At 40.1% G+C, this 16,655-nt stretch carries 17 protein-coding genes and 1 tRNA gene; 16 read left to right on the forward strand and 2 right to left on the reverse strand.

Annotation, left to right across the window (positions count from 1 at the left end; genetic code table 11):
• The first annotated feature begins 506 nt into the window (after nt 1-506).
• The 10 genes from LG34_RS03015 (at nt 507) to LG34_RS03065 (ending at nt 8,656) form a co-directional block, all read left to right on the forward strand.
• Nucleotides 507-1,274, forward strand: coding sequence for a ParA family protein (locus tag LG34_RS03015; RefSeq protein WP_109214822.1), 768 nt, complete (start codon nt 507-509; stop codon nt 1,272-1,274).
• A 5-nt stretch (nt 1,275-1,279) separates the two neighbouring features.
• Complete coding sequence (locus LG34_RS03020; RefSeq protein WP_109214823.1) at nt 1,280-2,209, forward strand: ParB/RepB/Spo0J family partition protein; 930 nt, start codon at nt 1,280-1,282, stop codon at nt 2,207-2,209.
• A gap of 131 nt (nt 2,210-2,340) precedes the next feature.
• The gene (locus LG34_RS03025; RefSeq protein ID WP_330427429.1) at nt 2,341-2,868 is read left to right on the forward strand and encodes a DUF4446 family protein; all 528 of its coding nucleotides are present in this window, start codon (nt 2,341-2,343) and stop codon (nt 2,866-2,868) included.
• A gap of 3 nt (nt 2,869-2,871) precedes the next feature.
• Nucleotides 2,872-3,759 carry a DUF3881 family protein gene (locus tag LG34_RS03030; RefSeq protein WP_242979788.1) on the forward strand — a complete coding sequence of 296 codons (888 nt, stop codon included), beginning with the start codon at nt 2,872-2,874 and terminating at the stop codon, nt 3,757-3,759.
• A gap of 532 nt (nt 3,760-4,291) precedes the next feature.
• Nucleotides 4,292-4,365, forward strand: a tRNA-Arg gene (locus LG34_RS03035).
• A gap of 422 nt (nt 4,366-4,787) precedes the next feature.
• Nucleotides 4,788-5,657, forward strand: a complete 870-nt coding sequence (locus LG34_RS03045) for a ParB/RepB/Spo0J family partition protein (RefSeq protein WP_264291904.1) — start codon at nt 4,788-4,790, stop codon at nt 5,655-5,657.
• 14 nt (nt 5,658-5,671) lie between these two features.
• The gene (locus tag LG34_RS03050; RefSeq protein ID WP_109214840.1) at nt 5,672-6,430 is read left to right on the forward strand and encodes a ParA family protein; all 759 of its coding nucleotides are present in this window, start codon (nt 5,672-5,674) and stop codon (nt 6,428-6,430) included.
• 8 nt (nt 6,431-6,438) lie between these two features.
• Nucleotides 6,439-7,728 carry an MATE family efflux transporter gene (locus LG34_RS03055; RefSeq protein ID WP_109214825.1) on the forward strand — a complete coding sequence of 430 codons (1,290 nt, stop codon included), beginning with the start codon at nt 6,439-6,441 and terminating at the stop codon, nt 7,726-7,728.
• A 135-nt stretch (nt 7,729-7,863) separates the two neighbouring features.
• A complete protein-coding gene (locus LG34_RS17310; RefSeq protein ID WP_347486601.1) occupies nt 7,864-7,986 on the forward strand; it encodes a hypothetical protein in 123 nt (40 codons plus the stop codon).
• Nucleotides 7,987-8,191: 205 nt separating this feature from the next.
• Nucleotides 8,192-8,656, forward strand: a complete 465-nt coding sequence (locus LG34_RS03065) for a hypothetical protein (RefSeq protein WP_242979789.1) — start codon at nt 8,192-8,194, stop codon at nt 8,654-8,656.
• 334 nt (nt 8,657-8,990) lie between these two features.
• On the opposite strand, the gene LG34_RS03070 is transcribed toward LG34_RS03065, so the two are convergent.
• Complete coding sequence (locus LG34_RS03070) at nt 8,991-10,286, reverse strand: tyrosine-type recombinase/integrase (protein ID WP_009321335.1); 1,296 nt, start codon at nt 10,284-10,286, stop codon at nt 8,991-8,993.
• Nucleotides 10,287-10,446: 160 nt separating this feature from the next.
• Nucleotides 10,447-11,076, reverse strand: coding sequence for a helix-turn-helix domain-containing protein (locus tag LG34_RS03075; protein ID WP_009243739.1), 630 nt, complete (start codon nt 11,074-11,076; stop codon nt 10,447-10,449).
• A gap of 175 nt (nt 11,077-11,251) precedes the next feature.
• Here LG34_RS03075 and LG34_RS03080 point away from each other — a divergent pair, with 175 nt between their 5' ends.
• The 6 genes from LG34_RS03080 to LG34_RS03110 all read left to right on the forward strand — a co-directional run bounded on the left by LG34_RS03080 (nt 11,252) and on the right by LG34_RS03110 (nt 16,602).
• Nucleotides 11,252-11,482 (forward strand): helix-turn-helix domain-containing protein, encoded by a 231-nt coding sequence (locus LG34_RS03080; protein ID WP_002578307.1) that lies wholly within the window; start codon nt 11,252-11,254, stop codon nt 11,480-11,482.
• A 144-nt stretch (nt 11,483-11,626) separates the two neighbouring features.
• Nucleotides 11,627-11,941, forward strand: coding sequence for a DUF3847 domain-containing protein (locus LG34_RS03085; protein WP_002578306.1), 315 nt, complete (start codon nt 11,627-11,629; stop codon nt 11,939-11,941).
• A 328-nt stretch (nt 11,942-12,269) separates the two neighbouring features.
• Entirely contained in the window at nt 12,270-13,991 is a 1,722-nt protein-coding gene (locus tag LG34_RS03095) for a MobA/MobL family protein (protein WP_109214826.1), read from the forward strand.
• Nucleotides 13,930-14,679 (forward strand): DUF6040 family protein, encoded by a 750-nt coding sequence (locus LG34_RS03100; RefSeq protein ID WP_009243742.1) that lies wholly within the window; start codon nt 13,930-13,932, stop codon nt 14,677-14,679. Before LG34_RS03095 ends, LG34_RS03100 begins: the two co-directional genes overlap by 62 nt.
• Nucleotides 14,680-14,834: 155 nt before the next feature.
• Nucleotides 14,835-15,293 (forward strand): MarR family transcriptional regulator, encoded by a 459-nt coding sequence (locus LG34_RS03105; protein WP_108817235.1) that lies wholly within the window; start codon nt 14,835-14,837, stop codon nt 15,291-15,293.
• Nucleotides 15,283-16,602 carry an MATE family efflux transporter gene (locus tag LG34_RS03110; protein WP_109214827.1) on the forward strand — a complete coding sequence of 440 codons (1,320 nt, stop codon included), beginning with the start codon at nt 15,283-15,285 and terminating at the stop codon, nt 16,600-16,602. The genes LG34_RS03105 and LG34_RS03110 overlap by 11 nt, the downstream gene beginning before the upstream one ends.
• Nucleotides 16,603-16,655 lie beyond the last annotated feature (53 nt).

A 16,655-nucleotide genomic window follows, 5' to 3' on the forward strand; every position in this document is an offset into this window, starting at 1 on the left:
CACTGAGAAAGACTTGTTATTACTCACCACTTGCAGAAGTGGGAGTCTTCTCGATTGAGATAAATTAATGCCTTTTTAAATGTTTCACGTGAAACATTATAACTTATACTTTTTTATTGTCGCCCGCTCATTTTTCAATTTTTTTCTTTCTATTTTCCATCTGCATTTTTTAATCACAACTTACTATTTTTAAGTTCCATTTACGTTTCACGTGAAACAGTTTTTCCATACGAATCTATTTTTATCCATGTTTCACACTTTTTTTAGATGTTTCACGTGAAACATTTTGTTTTTTTGTAGATATCCATTTTAAAAAGTGTTATACTCAAAAAAGTAATATTTCACAGTATAAAAATGCCGATATGTAGTTGTGCAATATTTTTTTTAAACATAGCAGCTTACACTGATAAAATTACGTACAGTCTACAGTCTCATATGCGTATAACTTGAATTTTCGCATAAATACTGATGAAATCAGAGTATAACTAACAGGAATGAGGAAACTTATGGGAAGAATTATTGCAATTGCAAATCAGAAGGGTGGCGTTGGAAAAACAACCACCACGATCAACCTTTCTGCTTGTCTGGCAGAAGCCGGCAAAAAAGTATTGACCATTGACATGGATCCACAGGGAAATACCACCAGCGGATTAGGTGTCGATAAAAACGAATGTGAAAATACAGTCTATGAATTAATTCTTGGAGAATGCAGTTTTCAGGAATCTCTTGTACATACAGAGTTCGAAGGTCTTGATCTGATCCCATCCAATGTCAATCTGGCGGGAGCAGAGATTGAATTATTAAACATTGAGAACCGTGAATATGTACTTCACAATGAAATTGAAAAAGTAAAAGATGATTATGATTTCATTATCATCGATTGCCCTCCTTCCTTAAATATGCTTACTGTCAATGCTATGACAACTGCCACAACCGTTTTGGTCCCGATTCAGTGTGAATATTATGCGCTGGAAGGTCTGACACAGTTAATGTACACCATCAATCTGGTACAGGAGCGACTGAATCCATTATTAAAAATGGAAGGTGTCGTATTTACCATGTATGATGCACGTACAAATCTTTCTCTGCAAGTTGTGGAAAATGTCAAAGAGAATCTGGACACAACCATTTACAAAACCATTATTCCGCGAAATGTACGACTGGCAGAAGCACCAAGTCACGGAAAACCGATCAACGTATATGATCCACGGTCAACCGGTGCCGAAAGCTACCGTTTACTTGCGCAGGAAGTAATAGACAGAGAGGACGATTAATCAATATGGCAGCAAAAAAAGGTGGGCTCGGGAAAGGACTGGATTCCCTACTCGTGAACAAAGTAAATAAAACAGAAGCTGCAGAGAAACCTGCTACAGCTTCCACCACAACAACTACAAAGAAGAAGAGTACCAAAAAAGAAACACCTGACAGTATGGTAAAAATCTCCCTGGTAGAACCAAATCGGGAGCAGCCAAGAAAGCATTTTGATGAGGACGGATTGCTAGAACTGGCAGAATCCATTAAACAGTATGGCATTTTACAGCCACTGTTAGTTCAGGAAAAGAACGGATATTATGAAATCATTGCAGGAGAGCGTCGCTGGAGAGCAGCAAAACTGGCAGGTTTAAAGGAAGTGCCTGTCATTATCCGCAAACTTACCGATCAGCAGATCGTAGAAATTTCACTGATTGAGAATATCCAGCGTGAAGATCTGAACCCAATTGAGGAAGCACAGGCATATCGCAGATTAATGGAAGAATTTCATTTAAAACAGGATGAAATCGCCGAACGTGTTTCCAAAAGCAGAACAGCAGTAACCAACTCCATGCGTCTGCTCAAACTTTCCAAACAGGTTCAGCAGATGGTGATCGATGAAATGATTTCTACCGGTCATGCCCGTTGCCTGATTTCCATTGAAGATCAGGAATTACAGCATCAGCTGGCACTTCGTATTTTTGATGAAAAACTCAGTGTACGTGAAACAGAAAAACTGGTCAGAAAATTACTTCAGGACGACGATACATCAAAGAAAAAGGAAAAAGATCCTGTATTATCTGCCATTTATGCAGATCTGGCCGATCAGATGAAACGTATCTTTGGAACCAAAGTAGAAATTCATCAGAAAAACGACCAAAAAGGAAAAATTGAAATTGAATATTACTCACAGGACGAATTAAACCGTCTGGTTGAACTTATTCAGAGTATTCAGTAACCCAACAACTTTTGCAGGACATCAGAACCTGAATCTGCCAGAAACTGAATACACTAAAAATAGAATGTGCTGGAATCACAGATATCATCTGATTGTCCTCAAAATTTCAAAAACGAAGAGAGGACTAAACATTGGATTATTTAAAATTGCATATTGAAGATCTGACCGGCATCAGTCTTGATGTGATCACCGCCGGTCTCGCCGCCCTTGTTCTGATTCTGATCATCATCATGATCATAAACGGAGTCAAGATGCGCAAATTGAAAAAACGTTACGAAGCATTTATGTCCGGCAAAAATGCCGCTTCCTTAGAGGATACCCTGGTAAAACGTCTGAATCAGGTAGATGATCTGATTGCTTCCGATGAGGATACAAAACGCAAAGTTCAGATGGTTCTTGACCACCTTGACAATACTTACCAGAAAGTCGGACTTGTAAAATACGATGCCTTCAATGAGATGGGCGGCAAACTTTCCTTCTCCCTTGCACTGTTAAACCGAAAAAATGACGGATTTATTATCAACGCAATGCACAGCAGAGAAGGCTGCTACACTTATATCAAAGAGATTATCAACGGCAACTCTGTGATCATGCTTGCAGATGAAGAAAGAGAAGCTCTTGATATGGCATTAGAAAACACCTATGAACAGGGAAAATAATCTATGATACATACATTTTTAAGATCTATTGGATTTCGCGATCTTACCAAAAATGCAGAACTGTACCCCGTACTGGAATCTATTTTGAATCGTCCGGATGAACAGACCATTGTAACCGATGAAACAGGAAACGAATTTGCATGTTTCTCCAAAAATTTTGGAACCGACATTGGCATTATGGTTTGTGGAAATTTCATCAACGACAAAGAATTTCGTATGGAATATTATTATCCTTATCTGCACGGCTCTCAGATCACCACAAATGAGATGATCGAAATTGAACGCCACGCAGGAAGAGAGGCATTTGCCGGAATCTGTGACGAATTAAAATTAGGCGTCACACTGATTTTTTATATTGAAAATATTGCTGATGTGCTGCGTGAGAAAAAATATGCACTGCATGGCACACGTGGACCGGAAAACGCTGTATTGGCAGGTCTCTCTACCGGCGGAAAAATTCTGTTGCCAGTTATGAAAACAAGTAAGATGCTGGCAAACAAAGAAAAATCTTCTGAACAGCGGTTAAACCTGATGAAACAGGCACGGGACGGAAATAAAGGTGCCATGGAAAACCTGACCATGAACGACATGGATCTGTATTCCTCCCTTTCCAGACGTGTTATGAAGGAAGATGTTCTTTCTATTGTAGAGAGCAGTTTCATTCCATACGGAATCGAAAGTGATCAGTATGTTGTGATCGGAGAAATTCTGAATTTTTATGAAGCAGAAAACAATCTGAGCAATGAAAAGCTCTGGATTCTGACCCTCAACTGTAACAACCTGATTTTTGACATTTGTATCAACCAGAAAGATCTGCTAGGCGAACCGGAAGTAGGACGCCGTTTTAAAGGCAGAATCTGGCTACAGGGACATGTCAATTACGGGTATTAATTTCATACAGTGATACATTATATTAAATATAGAGCATTTCCTGTATACACAGACCACACAAAAACAAACACAGGAAATGCTTTATTATTTTTATTATGATAAAGTGCAGGAAAATACTTTTTTATAATAACATAACAATAGAAGTAACAATTTTACATAATATAGGAACCGCCTTTTTATTACGATCGCATTTTTAGGATGAATGCTTGCAGAAAACATGGTTCTCTGCTATGATAGAGAAGTTAGCAATCATATTTTTATGTTCTCGTAGTTAAATGGATATAACAAGCGCCTCCTAAGAGAAAGCCGAGGCATTCCCCAAAGGGAAAAAATGAAAAACAACTTTCAGTTCGAATCTATTCTGAAAAATGCCAAAGGTGACAACAAAGCATTCACCAAATTGGGGAACGTTCTAATGTTACCAACTCAAAAAAATCTGTAGATTGACAACTCAAAAAAGAGTTGATAATCTTATATATGGCCGAAGGGAAAAATCCCAGAAACCCAGTAAAATCAAGGGTTTGCGGCATGTGTCGTCATAGCTCAGCTGGATAGAGCACTCGCCTCCTAAGCGAGGGGTCGGAGGTTCAAATCCTCTTGGCGACGGGCTTCAAAGCGTTCGAAAATGTTAGCTGGATTAGCTGACAACGAACGCTTTTGTTATTTTCAAATCACGTTCGTGACACGAAATTCCATTCAAAATGATCAATTTCCAGCTAACGCAATCCGATTTTTGTTAGCTGACAGCTAATCAAAATTGCCGGTTTGCAAACATGGGTTTTAGGAAGTCCAGCTAACATTTGGGTTCCGCTCCGTTGTCACCCCTTATTCGGGGATGTAAATCAGAGAAAAGGCGGGAAAAGAAACAATCTCTCCCAAACCTGCAAACATAAATTAGCTGAAACAGTATTCAATTCTATTAGCTACAGCTAATGGTCAAACAGCAATGTCTGTTTGGAACTTTTCTTACAACAAAAGTTCCAGGCAGGCATTTTTTATTTCCTGAATCCTGGAGGAAAGGAGTCAAGATGACTGATGCAAACAGACAATCAGGAGAAAAAGAAGAAAGAATCATAGAAATTGAGATTGAACGTCTCCGCCCTTTTAAGGAACATCCGTTTCAGGTGAAAGATGATAAGGAAATGTTTCTTCTGCAGGAAAGCATTGAGAAATATGGAATCTTAAATCCGCTGATCGTCAGACCGGTACCGGATGGCTACTATGAAATCATATCCGGTCACAGAAGAAAACATGCTGCAGAGAAACTGGGATACCGTAAAGTACCGGTGATCATCCGGGTATTAAGTGAAGATGATTCCATCTTAAGCATGGTGGATTCGAATCTTCATAGAGAACGGATCAGCTACAGTGAAAAGGCTTTTGCTTACAAATTAAAGAATGACGTATTGAAAAGAAAAAGTGGTCGAAAAAAGAGCCAAGTTGACCACAAAAAAACAAGAAAACGTTCGATAGATATTATCAGTGAGGATTGTGGTGATAGCCCAAAACAAGTGCAGCGTTATATTTCACTGACAAAGCTGATACCAGAAATGTTGCAGAAGCTGGATGATGAAATTATTTCTTTTTGCCCGGCTGTGGAAATAGCAGCACTGAAAGAAAATGAACAAAGAGAACTGCTTAAAGCAATGGATTATGCACAGGCGATTCCGTCACTCTCACAGGCTCAACGGATAAAGCAGCTGAGTAAAGAAAAACAGTTATCGCTGGAAAAGATGGAAGAAATCATGTGTGAAGTTAAAAAGGGTGAGATCACAAGAGTGGCATTCACAAACGAGCAGTTACACAAGTATTTTCCAAATTCCTATACACCGGCAATGATGAAACGGGAAATACTGGCACTGCTGAAATTATGGAAAAAAGAATCATGGGAAAGTTAAAGGAGGAAGAAATCATGTGTAAAGTTATATCCGTAGTAAACCAGAAAGGTGGAGTCGGCAAGACCACCACAACCGTAAATGTAGGTATTGGACTGGCAAGAGAAGGTAAAAAAGTACTGTTGATTGATGCAGATCCGCAGGGGAGTTTAACAGCAAGTCTTGGATATGAAGAACCGGATGATCTTCGAATTACACTGGCAACAATGATGATGGATGTTATCAATGAAGAAGATATTAATCTGGAAGATGGTATCTTACATCATCAGGAAAATGTAGATCTGCTTCCAGCAAATATTGAGCTTTCCGCACTGGAAGTAACGATGGGAAATGTTATGAGCAGAGAAATGATCATGAAAGAATATATCGATGCGATAAGATCCCGATACGATTATATCCTGATCGACTGTATGCCAAGTCTTGGTATGATGACAATCAATGCACTGGTTTCTTCCGATTCCGTGCTGATACCTGTACAGGCCGCATATCTGCCTGTTAAAGGACTTCAACAGCTGATTAAGACCATTCTTACAGTAAAGAAAAGATTGAATCGGAAACTGGCGATTGAGGGCATTCTCCTGACTATGGTAGATTTCAGAACCAATTACGCAAGGGACATTGCATCAAGAGTACATACAACCTACGGAAGTCAGATTGAGGTATTTGAAAATGTGATCCCGATGTCTGTAAAAGCTGCTGAGACCAGTGCGGAAGGAAAAAGTATCTACATGCACTGCCCGAAGGGAAAAGTGGCTGAGGTATACTTAAAAAACTGATTGCATTTATGATACCGGTGCTGGGAGCATTGATCCTGCAGGCGGCATACGGTGCAGTGGATCTTCTGGTAGTTGGAAGATTCGGTTCTACATCCGGGCTTTCAGCGGTTTCTACGGGAAGTCAGGTATTGAATCTTGTAACTTTTGTAGTGACACAGTTTGCAATGGGTATTACGGTACTGATTGCGAGATATCTCGGTGAAAAGAGACCAGAGCAGATTGGATCGGTCATTGGCGGATCAGCAGTTGTATTTACGATGATTGCAGTCGGATTATTTATCGTTATGGTTGGATTTGCACATCCAATCTCAGTCCTGATGCAGGCTCCGAAAGAGGCGGTTGAGCTGACCTCGGTATATGTGCGTATCTGCGGAGGCGGTATTTTCTTTATTGTTGCATACAATCTTTTATCAGCAATTTTCCGTGGACTGGGGGACAGTAAATCACCGTTGCTATTTGTATTTGTTGCATGTATTGTAAATGTGATCGGAGATATAGTACTTGTGGCAGGATTTCATATGGACGTAGCAGGTGCGGCGATTGCAACTGTTACAGCGCAGGCACTCAGCGTAGTATTTGCTATTGTTATTCTGATCAAAAAGGAACTTCCATTTAAGATTACCAGAAAAGATTTCGGGTTGAATAGTCAGTGTAAGAAATTCCTAAAGATCGGACTTCCGCTTGCACTGCAGGAGTTCCTGACACAGATGTCCTTCCTGGCACTTTGTGCATTTGTGAACCGGCTTGGCCTAGAAGCTTCTTCGGGTTACGGTGTTGCATGTAAGATTGTCAACTTTGCGATGCTGGTTCCAAGTGCGCTGATGCAGTCGATGGCATCCTTTGTATCTCAGAACATCGGAGCAGGCAAGGCAAAGCGTGCGAAGAAATCCATGTTTACCGGAATCGGTGTTGGCCTGGTTGTGGGATGTATAGTATTTTTATTGGTGATGTTTGGAGGCGATATACTAGCAGGGTTCTTCACAACGGATGTAGCCGTTATCCAGAAAGGGTATGCATATCTGAAAGGATTCGCACTGGAAACAATCGTGACAGCAATTCTGTTCAGTATGGTCGGATATTTCAATGGTAATAACAAGACGGTATGGGTAATGACACAGGGATTAATCCAGACATTGCTGGTACGTCTTCCATTTGCCTATGTGATGAGTATCCAGCCGAATGCAAGCCTGACGAAGATCGGTCTTGCGGCACCAGTATCGACAATGGTGGGAATCGTGCTAAATGTTGGATTTTATATTTATCTTGACCGTGCAGAGAAAAAAAGTAACGCTTTATAAATCATTATATGTTTAAAAAAGGGAGCGGGAGAGACACTGCAGGTAATTGCTTGAGACCAAGGGAATGCTTCTGGATGATGCATACAGCGTATCAGCCGGTTATATAATGTCAGTGACCAGGAAGCAGCAAAGCTGATAGAGGATACAGATAAAAGGCGTATGACAAATTATAACTTTTATACCGGGCAGAAGTGGGGGAAAGGCCAGCAATTACACGTTGTGTCTGAACAGTTCACAGCTTGGATATGGCAGATGTGAAGCGGTTATTATGGAGTGCGCGAAATAAAAAATCCGGTTATAGTAAAATCCCATCTTTGGCAGTTGGAAAGAAAAAATGGCTGCATACCAAGCAAAATCAAGGTGTGCAAAAAAAATCTCAAATAATTAGCACTCACCTCTTGATCAAACAACTTTTTAGGCAATAGACTTTACTCTTTGGCTTGCAGAAGAGGACAATCTTGCGTTGCTGGCGGATGCCGTTGGCTTGGAGATAACCTTTGATGAAACTGAGTCCAGCGTTGGAGATTTTAATGTAGACATTTATGCAACTGAAACAGGAACGGACAGAAAAACCATTATTGAAAATCAGCTTGAAGATACAGACCATGATCACCTTGGTAAATTGATTACATATGCCTCCGGCAAATCTGCAGATATTGTAATTTGGGTTGTCAAGAGAGCCAGAGAAGAACATCGCTCTGCAATTGAGTGGCTGAATAATCACACCGATGAGAATATTGCGCTCTTCTTGGTAGAAATCAAACTATACCAAATAGGCAGTTCGGATATCGCCGTTAAATTTGAAGTGGTAGAAAAGCCTAATGACTGGACAAGAAAGCCAACAGAATCCTTATATCTTATTCGGCAAATTTTTAAAATAAGGATAAGTGGTCTGAACAGTTCGATTGGGCGATGGACGTTGCCCTGAAGATGAAAAATACCTTCAAGAAATACTTATAAATAATAATCGCATTTAGGAATCACAGTTTTCTAGATGGCAATAAGAGAATAGCTACACGATGCTCTTATATTTTCTTGATCATTGTCATGGATACCTGATTCGAAAGACTGATGGCGGAATAATGGATGCTATGATAGAATAAAGAAAACGATTTGATGTGCAAATCGGAATTTGTGGAGAGATTTCCTGAACTTTCCTTATTTTACAGGCTTTTCAGCCCATTAAATAGTGAAATGATATGTATTTTCCCTTATTTTTGCCCTTATGCGGAATCCGCAAGGGAAATAAGGGAAATTTTTAGTTAAGCATTGCTCGCTACTTTATCAAGAAGTCTTGCGGAATCCCGTTTTGCTTTTCTTGTTGAGTGAGCGTAAATATTCATTGTGGTACTGACATCAGAGTGTCCTAACAGTTCCTGTACATCTTTCGGTGCAGCTCCATTGGAAAGCAGATTGCTGGTATAAGTGTGACGCAACTGGTGAAAATGGAAATCTTCAAATCCTTCCAGCTTCTTTGCCACTGATCTGCATACAATGCTGAGTGTACTCGGCAGTTCCAAAGAGCCATCTGGTCGCAGGCAGACAAAGGAGATTTCTTTGTAATCTGTCGGGACTTCCTGTGTTCCGTCAAGATGATAGTATTCATAATATACCCTGTTTTTCACATGCACTTCTTTGTAGTAATTGCGGTGATATAATTCGCCATACTGCATCCGGTTTTTGAGCTGTTCTTTTCTGGCAGCTTTCAGTATTTCAGTCAGCGTATCTCCAAAATCAACAATCCTTACTTTTTTCCGTTTCGTTGGTCCGATAATATTTTTGTGTTTCATGCCGTCGTAGCGGATACTGCGTTTTATGGTCAGGCATTGTTCCTCAAGGTTAATGTCCTGCCATGTAAGACCACAGGTTTCCCCGATACGGAGCCCGGCATAATACGCAATTTGAATCGGAAGAATAGCAGGTGGATTTTTCTTTTCCAGATATTGGATAAGCCGTTCATAATCCTCATGTGAAATCGGCTGTGTACCTTCTTCCACTTCATCATCGGAAAAGAGGTCAACTTCCTCTGCCTGCTTTTTCAGCTTAATATACTGCATCGGATTGAAACTGATTAACTGTTTTGGAAATACTGCAAAACGGAATGACTGCTGTAACACTGCGGAAAAAGAATGGATATAATCTTTGCTGTATCCCTTTTTTACTTTCCCGTCTGGAAACTCACCACCGAATGTAAGCAGATCAAGAAATGCCTGTAAATGTTCGGCAGTAACTGTTTTCAGTTTGCGGTCTGCAATCGGGTGTTTTTTGATACATCGGATTGCACCAAGATAATTTTCCACTGTACCGTTGCTGAGTGTCCCAGTTTTCAGTTCTTCTTCTGCCCACATATCCAGAAGTTCCCCTACGGTAAGATTATCTGCCTTTGCAACAAACTTCTTATCTTCGTAGTCTTCCAGTGCCTTGCGGAGAAGCTTTTCCGTCTCACTTTTACTTTCGGTTCCGGCGTATTCTTTCTGAACCATTTTACCGCTTGCATCTTCTACATAGAAACGATAGTACCATTTTTTTCCTTTTTTTCTAACAGATCCTTTTGCCATAATCGTATGTCTCCTTTCGATATCAGACAATCGGAACTGCTGAAATGCTTCTTGCGTGTAGGCATCTTATGGACAAGTCCATAAGCCAATTCGCCGCTCGTCAAATCTGTAAACAGCTTGACTCGCTTGCGCTCATTGTATCATAACTCCGATTATCTTACTATACCGATTCAGAATCGTCATACATAACTTCGGATAAAAGATTTGCAAGCCTTTGTTCTGCCGCTTCCGGTTTCTTTGAATAGAGCCTTACAACATCTGCCATATCATTAAATGCGTTGACAGTATGTGTGATCTCCCTGAGAAACATAATCTCATTATATTCATCTTTCGATTCAAATCCCATTACTTTGGCAATGTCCGCATCTTTGGTACTGCCTTTGTAATTTTTACAGGCGAACTGAAACGAATCCAGAAACAGTTCATATTGCTTTAACATTAACAGCAGTAAGTCTTTAGAAAAAGCGTCTTCTGTTTTATTGAGGTCAAGAGGAAACTGTTTGAGAATGTCGCCCATCGCATCACGAATCTGCAATTCTTTCTTATCCGTAATATCAGTTTCATATTCATCGGTTTCCCCTTTGAGCCATTCAATCGATACATGAAGTGCTTCCGAAAGACCTTCCAGTACCATCTTTTTGGTATTGTCAATCGAACCATTCTCATAACGCAGGATTGTGGAAGCGGTAACTCCCATCTTCTCTGCGACATAAGGCTGTGTCAGATTTAATTCCAGACGGCGCTGTTTTGCCCTGCTGCCAATCAGCTTGCGTAGTTCTTTATCTTTCATGCTGATGTGCCTCCTTTTTCGGTATGTCATTACTATACCACGCAACAAAATATATTGCAATATGCAATTTTAAGAAAAGCAGAAAAATTTCATAATGCTTGACAAAGCAATATAAACACGCTATACTGACAGCACAAATGAAATTGCATAATGCAATTCGAAAGGAGGTGGTCATATGACGCAAAGAAAGATTGCCTTATCTATTGAGGAAGCTGCTGATTATACGGGAATTGGCAGGAACACCCTGCGAAAGTTGGTAGAGTGGAAGAAACTTCCGGTATTGAAGGTTGGGAGAAAAGTCCTGATCAAAACGGATATGCTGGAACTTTTTATGGAAGCCAACGAGGGCAGGGACTTGAGGGATAAGGGAAATGTGAAAGCAGTCACAAGAAACGGTTCAACTTAAAAAAGCGGTTCCCGAAGAAACCGCCAAAGGTTCTATCAGACCGGAGTCATGATATACCTACACGCAAGCAGATTATACCATGTACTTCGTCTGACAGACAACAGGAAACTTATGTTTGGAAAAAAAGAAAGGACGATGATATTTATGGCAAGATCAACAAAGAGTTATGAGGAGCGTATGCTCCAGTTGGAAAAGAAAGAACAGGAAAGCCTTGAGAAAGCAAAACAGTATGCAGCACAGAAACGGGAACTGAAGAAACGTCAGAAAGATGTGGAAACCAAAAAACGGACACACAGGCTCTGCCAGATTGGCGGTGCAGTGGAATCGGTACTGGGTTCTGCGATTGAGGAAGATGATATCCCAAAGCTGATCGGCTTCTTAAAAAGGCAGGAAGCAAATGGGAAATTCTTCTCAAAGGCAATGCAGAAAGAGCCAGTTGCAAATACGGAGGAAGTGTAATGCCGGAGGGAGTGGAGTTTCCATTCCCTTCATTGCTTTTTTATGAAGGGCGCACTTATGGACAACCAGAGGTCGTCCGTATAAGTTTGCCACAGGTGGCAACCGGTCTGCGCTTACGCTTGCCGGGCTCGTTCCGTCGGCGGGGCTTTCAGCCAGACCTGCTCATGCCGCAGGAGGCACTCTTCGCCAGAGGGGCACATTCCATGCAGGCTGTTATGCACAGGGCACTCTTACGCAGAGGGTGCTCCGGCAGATACCATTTTCTTTTAGGAAAAACGTTACCTGCCGGAAATCAAAGCCGGATACGGCAGAATGGGGGAAACGGAGCATGGCGATTTTTCATTATACAGTAAAGATTGTTGGACGCAGCAAAGGAAAATCCATCATATCGGCGTCTGCTTATCTCAATGGCGATGTGATGAAAAATGAAGAAACAGGCAGGATCAGCTACTATACTTCAAAAAAAGAAGTCGTTTATACCAGCCTGCTGATGTGTGAAAATGCACCACAGGAATGGCAGAATGTACCTGCTGAAAATATCAGACGGTTCCAGAAATCTGTCCGATATAAAAGGGCAGATAACCAAAATGCTGCACTGGAAAAATTCAAACTTACTTTTCAGAAGCAGCGTTTATGGAATGAAGTCTTGAGGATAGAAAAAAGTTCAGATGCACAACTCGGCAGGTCATTTGAGTTCTCACTTCCGAAAGAATGGAGCCGACAGGAACAGATTGATTATACAACTGAATATATTCAAAAGACCTTTGTAGATAAGGGAATGTGTGCGGATTGGAGTATCCACGATAAAGGAGATGGTAATCCCCATGTGCATTTATTGGTGACGTTGCGACCATTCAATTCAGACCACTCATGGGGTAACAAAGAAATCAAGGATTGGGAGTTTGTCAGAGATGAAAATGGAAATATTGTGGTGGATGAATCCCATCCGGACTGGTGGCAGGATAAAAAGAACCCTGACCGTCATGGAATCCGAATCCCCGTACTTGATGAAAATGGAGTCCAGAAAGTCGGGACAAGGAACCGCAAACAGTGGAAACGTGTATTAACCGATGCTACCGGGTGGAACAATCCGAAAAATTGTGAGCTATGGCGGAGCGAATGGGCAAACGTCTGTAATGCACATTTGAAAACGGAAAATCACATTGACCATCGTTCTTATGCAAGGCAGGGAAAATTAGAGATACCGACGATCCATGAGGGCGCAGATGCCAGAAAAATTGACGAGAAATTTCAAAACGGACAGACATCCTCTACTTCATGGAAAGTAGAGGAAAACCAGATCATAAAAAGACAAAATGCACTGCTGGATAAAATACAGATTTCTTTTGGAAAAGTATCCAGTGCATTAACACAATGGAAGGAGCGATTGCGTGACATTAGAAGAAAGCCGGGAAGTCATTCCCATGATGGAGACAATGATAAACCAGATCGAGGAACAGCAGAATCTTATGGCAGAGATGGTACAGGAATTGCAGGAACGGGACAGGCAGCTCCTGTCTTTTCAGGAGCAGAACCAGAGTTTAAAAAGCTTAAACAGCGAATTATCCAGGCTGCTAAATCTTTTGCCAGATACAGAAGAACTGCTCTCACAGATCGAGCAACAGAAAACCAGAATCGAACAGTTGGAAAACGAGAATCAGCAATGGCAGGAATTAACGCAGAAGCTGAACAACGAGAACAGCTTATTGCAGAAACAGAACAGCGAATTGCTGACCTTAAACAGCAGATAGAGAAAGCGAGGGAGATCGATGAGCGAATGCAGAAACTTAGAGAACGTCGGGCAGGTGGAAGAACTTCTGCTGATGACCGAACAGATGCAGGACGAACTGGATCAGAAAGACCAGACAATCCAGGAACTAAACAGGCAGCTAAGCGAATCGCTGACCTTGAACGAGAAATTGAACAGCGAAAACAGAGCCGAGAATATCGAAGCATTGCGGACAAGATTAAGGCAAACAGAGGAACGATTGACCAGCGAGACAGACAGCAGGAAAAGAGCCGACGCAGAAGCCGTGGCATGGAAATTTAAGTATGAAAAAGCAGAGCAGGAAAAACTTTATGCACAGACACACCAAAAGACGGTAGAGGTAGCTGTTGAGAAAAAAGTGCCTTATGAGAAATGTGAAAAATGTGACCGTACTGCTTACCGGAAAGCAAAAGAAAAATGCGATAGCCGTAAAAGCCAGTTAGAAAAGAAATATAAAAATATGACGATTGGTTATGAAAGTATCTTGTTTCTACTGGCATGGTACAGCATAACAACAACACTGTTTACTGCGATTCTTTCGCCGGTTTTCCTTAACGACTGTATCGTCTTTTTCGGTGCGTTAGGAAAAGGAATGGGAAGTTTATTTCGGGAGTTTGTGACAGGTGCAGACTCTTTCGGACAGTTAAGCAGTGGAATACCTAACAGTATTCTTTCCGGGATTGTGTACTGGCTGATTGCCGGTACTGTCATGGCAATTTTATTCGTAATAACCGGGTGGCTGATAATCGGGATTGGTTATCAGGTAGGAAAAATCTACCGGAAATATTGTTGGGATATCATCAGTATCGTGGTAGCGATAACGAGTACAGCTGTTGTAATTTACTTTGGAGAATGGATTAAAAACGCTAATCCGATAAATCTTATTGTATTGCTATTACTGTCGCATATTATTTATATTGGAATCAGATGTTATGTGAAAGACTGGATGGAAGAACGAGGATATTATTAAAAGAGGACAGGGAAATTTCATAATCTTCCTGTCCTTAGTAAGGGACTATTGATTGTTTATATAAAGAAAAAGTATATAAATAAATCTTGACAATTAGTACGAACTCGGACTATAATACAAAAGTCCGGATTCGTACTAATTTAAGGAGGAAAAAGATGAGAAAAGATAATAATATGATAATACAGTTGCAACGATATTATGCTTTATGGAAAGAATGTACAGCAATGTATGAGGAATGGTCAAAGGATCAGGGACTGTCTTCAAATGGAGTTTTTGCTTTGTATTCATTTTATGAAAGTAATGGAAGATGCACGCAGAAAATGATAAGTGAAAAATGGAATATACCTAAGCAAACGGTAAATACGATACTAAAAGATTTTCAGAAAAAAGGATACATCAATATGGTATCTGATGATTCAGACAAGAGAAATAAGCTGATATGCCTCACAGAATCAGGAATGGAATATACGAAAGATATCATAGAAAAACTGCACTCAAAAGAAATATATGTAATCGAAAAAATGGGATTAGAGAATATAGAAAGTCTTAATGATAATACAGAGCTGTTTATCAGACTTTTCAAGGAAGGAGATTGTAAGAAAAATGAATCATAAATCATTATTTTTTAAATATGTTATTCCATCTATTATAGCATTTGCATTATCAGGAATATATGCGATAGTGGATGGATATTTTGTAGGCAATACCATAGGAGATGCTGGACTTTCGGCTATTAATATTGCATATCCGATTGTGGCTTTGATTCAGGCTCTTGGAACAGGAATTGGTATGGGAGGAGCTGTTTATTACTCAATTAATGCAGCAGAAAAGAAAGGAAAACGGGCAGAAGAATTTATTGCTACAAGCTGGTGGCTTCTTGTAATAGTAAGTGTTATCAGTACCATAATTATTTACTCCTTTTCGTCTAAAATTTTAGGATTGCTTGGAGCAGATGGAATTATATTAACAAATGCGACAGATTATATCAAAATTATAGCACTTGGAGCAATATTGCAGATTCTTGGAACTGGAATGATGCCATTCATTAGAAATTATGGAAACTCTTTCTGGTCAATGTTTGCGATGGTTGGTGGATTCATAACCAATATTGTTCTGGATTTTATCTTTGTATGGATATATGAAATGGGCATGAAAGGTGCAGCCACAGCTACAATAGCCGGACAGGGTGTGACTGCAGCAATTGCAATCATATACGCATTATATAATAAAAAGTTTTATGTGTATGTATCCTTAAAAAATGTAAAAGAAATGTGTGGCGCTATATTCAGAGTAGGTCTTGCACCATTTGGGCTAGCATTGACTCCTAATATTTCATTGGTGTTTATAAACCGATTCTCCGCTTCTTATGGGGGAGAAAAAGCTATTGCAACTTATGCATGTGTATCCTATATTATCTGTATCATATATCTCATATTGCAGGGCGTAGGTGATGGAAGTCAACCTTTAATGAGCCGTTTTTATGGTGAGAAGGATCAAGAAAGCCTGAGAGGAGTTCAGAGAATGGCATACATTTTTGCAATAATTCTTGCTGTTTGTGGTGGAATTATCATGTATGTAAACAGAGCAAATATTGGAGGGGTTTTCGGAGCTTCTTATGAAGTAAGTATTGAGATTTCTAAAATTGTACCTATATTTTTAGTGTCATTACCATTTGTTGCGATTACCAGAATAGCGACAGCTGGATTTTATGCTACTGAAAAAAGTGGATTGTCATACATTCTTACATTCATTGAACCAGTATTGATGCTGATATTTATGCTTGTTTTACCACCTTTATTTGGTGGACAGATTATGATATGGTGGAGTACGGTATTGGCACGTGTTTTTTCAGCGATTCTGGCATTCATACTAATAAAATATTGCGAAAAGGGAGATTTGCAATATGGAATACAGAAAATTTAACAATCAGATAGTAGCAAGAATAATCTAGGTTTATCTATTGTATTTTTAAGGAC

It is taken from the genome of Eubacterium ramulus, assembly GCF_003122485.1.
Taxonomy (GTDB): domain Bacteria; phylum Bacillota; class Clostridia; order Lachnospirales; family Lachnospiraceae; genus Eubacterium_I; species Eubacterium_I ramulus_A.

What these genes read in the sequence shown, in the direction of transcription:
- LG34_RS03050 (WP_109214840.1), top strand. Translation starts at nt 5,672, where the DNA reads ATGTGTAAAGTTATATCCGTAGTAAACCAGAAAGGTGGAGTCGGCAAG.
- LG34_RS03110 (WP_109214827.1), top strand. Translation starts at nt 15,283, where the DNA reads ATGAATCATAAATCATTATTTTTTAAATATGTTATTCCATCTATTATA.
- LG34_RS03105 (WP_108817235.1), top strand. Translation starts at nt 14,835, where the DNA reads ATGAGAAAAGATAATAATATGATAATACAGTTGCAACGATATTATGCT.
- LG34_RS03030 (WP_242979788.1), top strand. Translation starts at nt 2,872, where the DNA reads ATGATACATACATTTTTAAGATCTATTGGATTTCGCGATCTTACCAAA.
- LG34_RS03095 (WP_109214826.1), top strand. Translation starts at nt 12,270, where the DNA reads ATGGCGATTTTTCATTATACAGTAAAGATTGTTGGACGCAGCAAAGGA.
- LG34_RS03070 (WP_009321335.1), bottom strand. Translation starts at nt 10,286, where the DNA reads ATGGCAAAAGGATCTGTTAGAAAAAAAGGAAAAAAATGGTACTATCGT.
- LG34_RS03075 (WP_009243739.1), bottom strand. Translation starts at nt 11,076, where the DNA reads ATGAAAGATAAAGAACTACGCAAGCTGATTGGCAGCAGGGCAAAACAG.
- LG34_RS03080 (WP_002578307.1), top strand. Translation starts at nt 11,252, where the DNA reads ATGACGCAAAGAAAGATTGCCTTATCTATTGAGGAAGCTGCTGATTAT.
- LG34_RS03085 (WP_002578306.1), top strand. Translation starts at nt 11,627, where the DNA reads ATGGCAAGATCAACAAAGAGTTATGAGGAGCGTATGCTCCAGTTGGAA.
- LG34_RS03055 (WP_109214825.1), top strand. Translation starts at nt 6,439, where the DNA reads ATGATACCGGTGCTGGGAGCATTGATCCTGCAGGCGGCATACGGTGCA.
- LG34_RS03015 (WP_109214822.1), top strand. Translation starts at nt 507, where the DNA reads ATGGGAAGAATTATTGCAATTGCAAATCAGAAGGGTGGCGTTGGAAAA.
- LG34_RS03020 (WP_109214823.1), top strand. Translation starts at nt 1,280, where the DNA reads ATGGCAGCAAAAAAAGGTGGGCTCGGGAAAGGACTGGATTCCCTACTC.
- LG34_RS03045 (WP_264291904.1), top strand. Translation starts at nt 4,788, where the DNA reads ATGACTGATGCAAACAGACAATCAGGAGAAAAAGAAGAAAGAATCATA.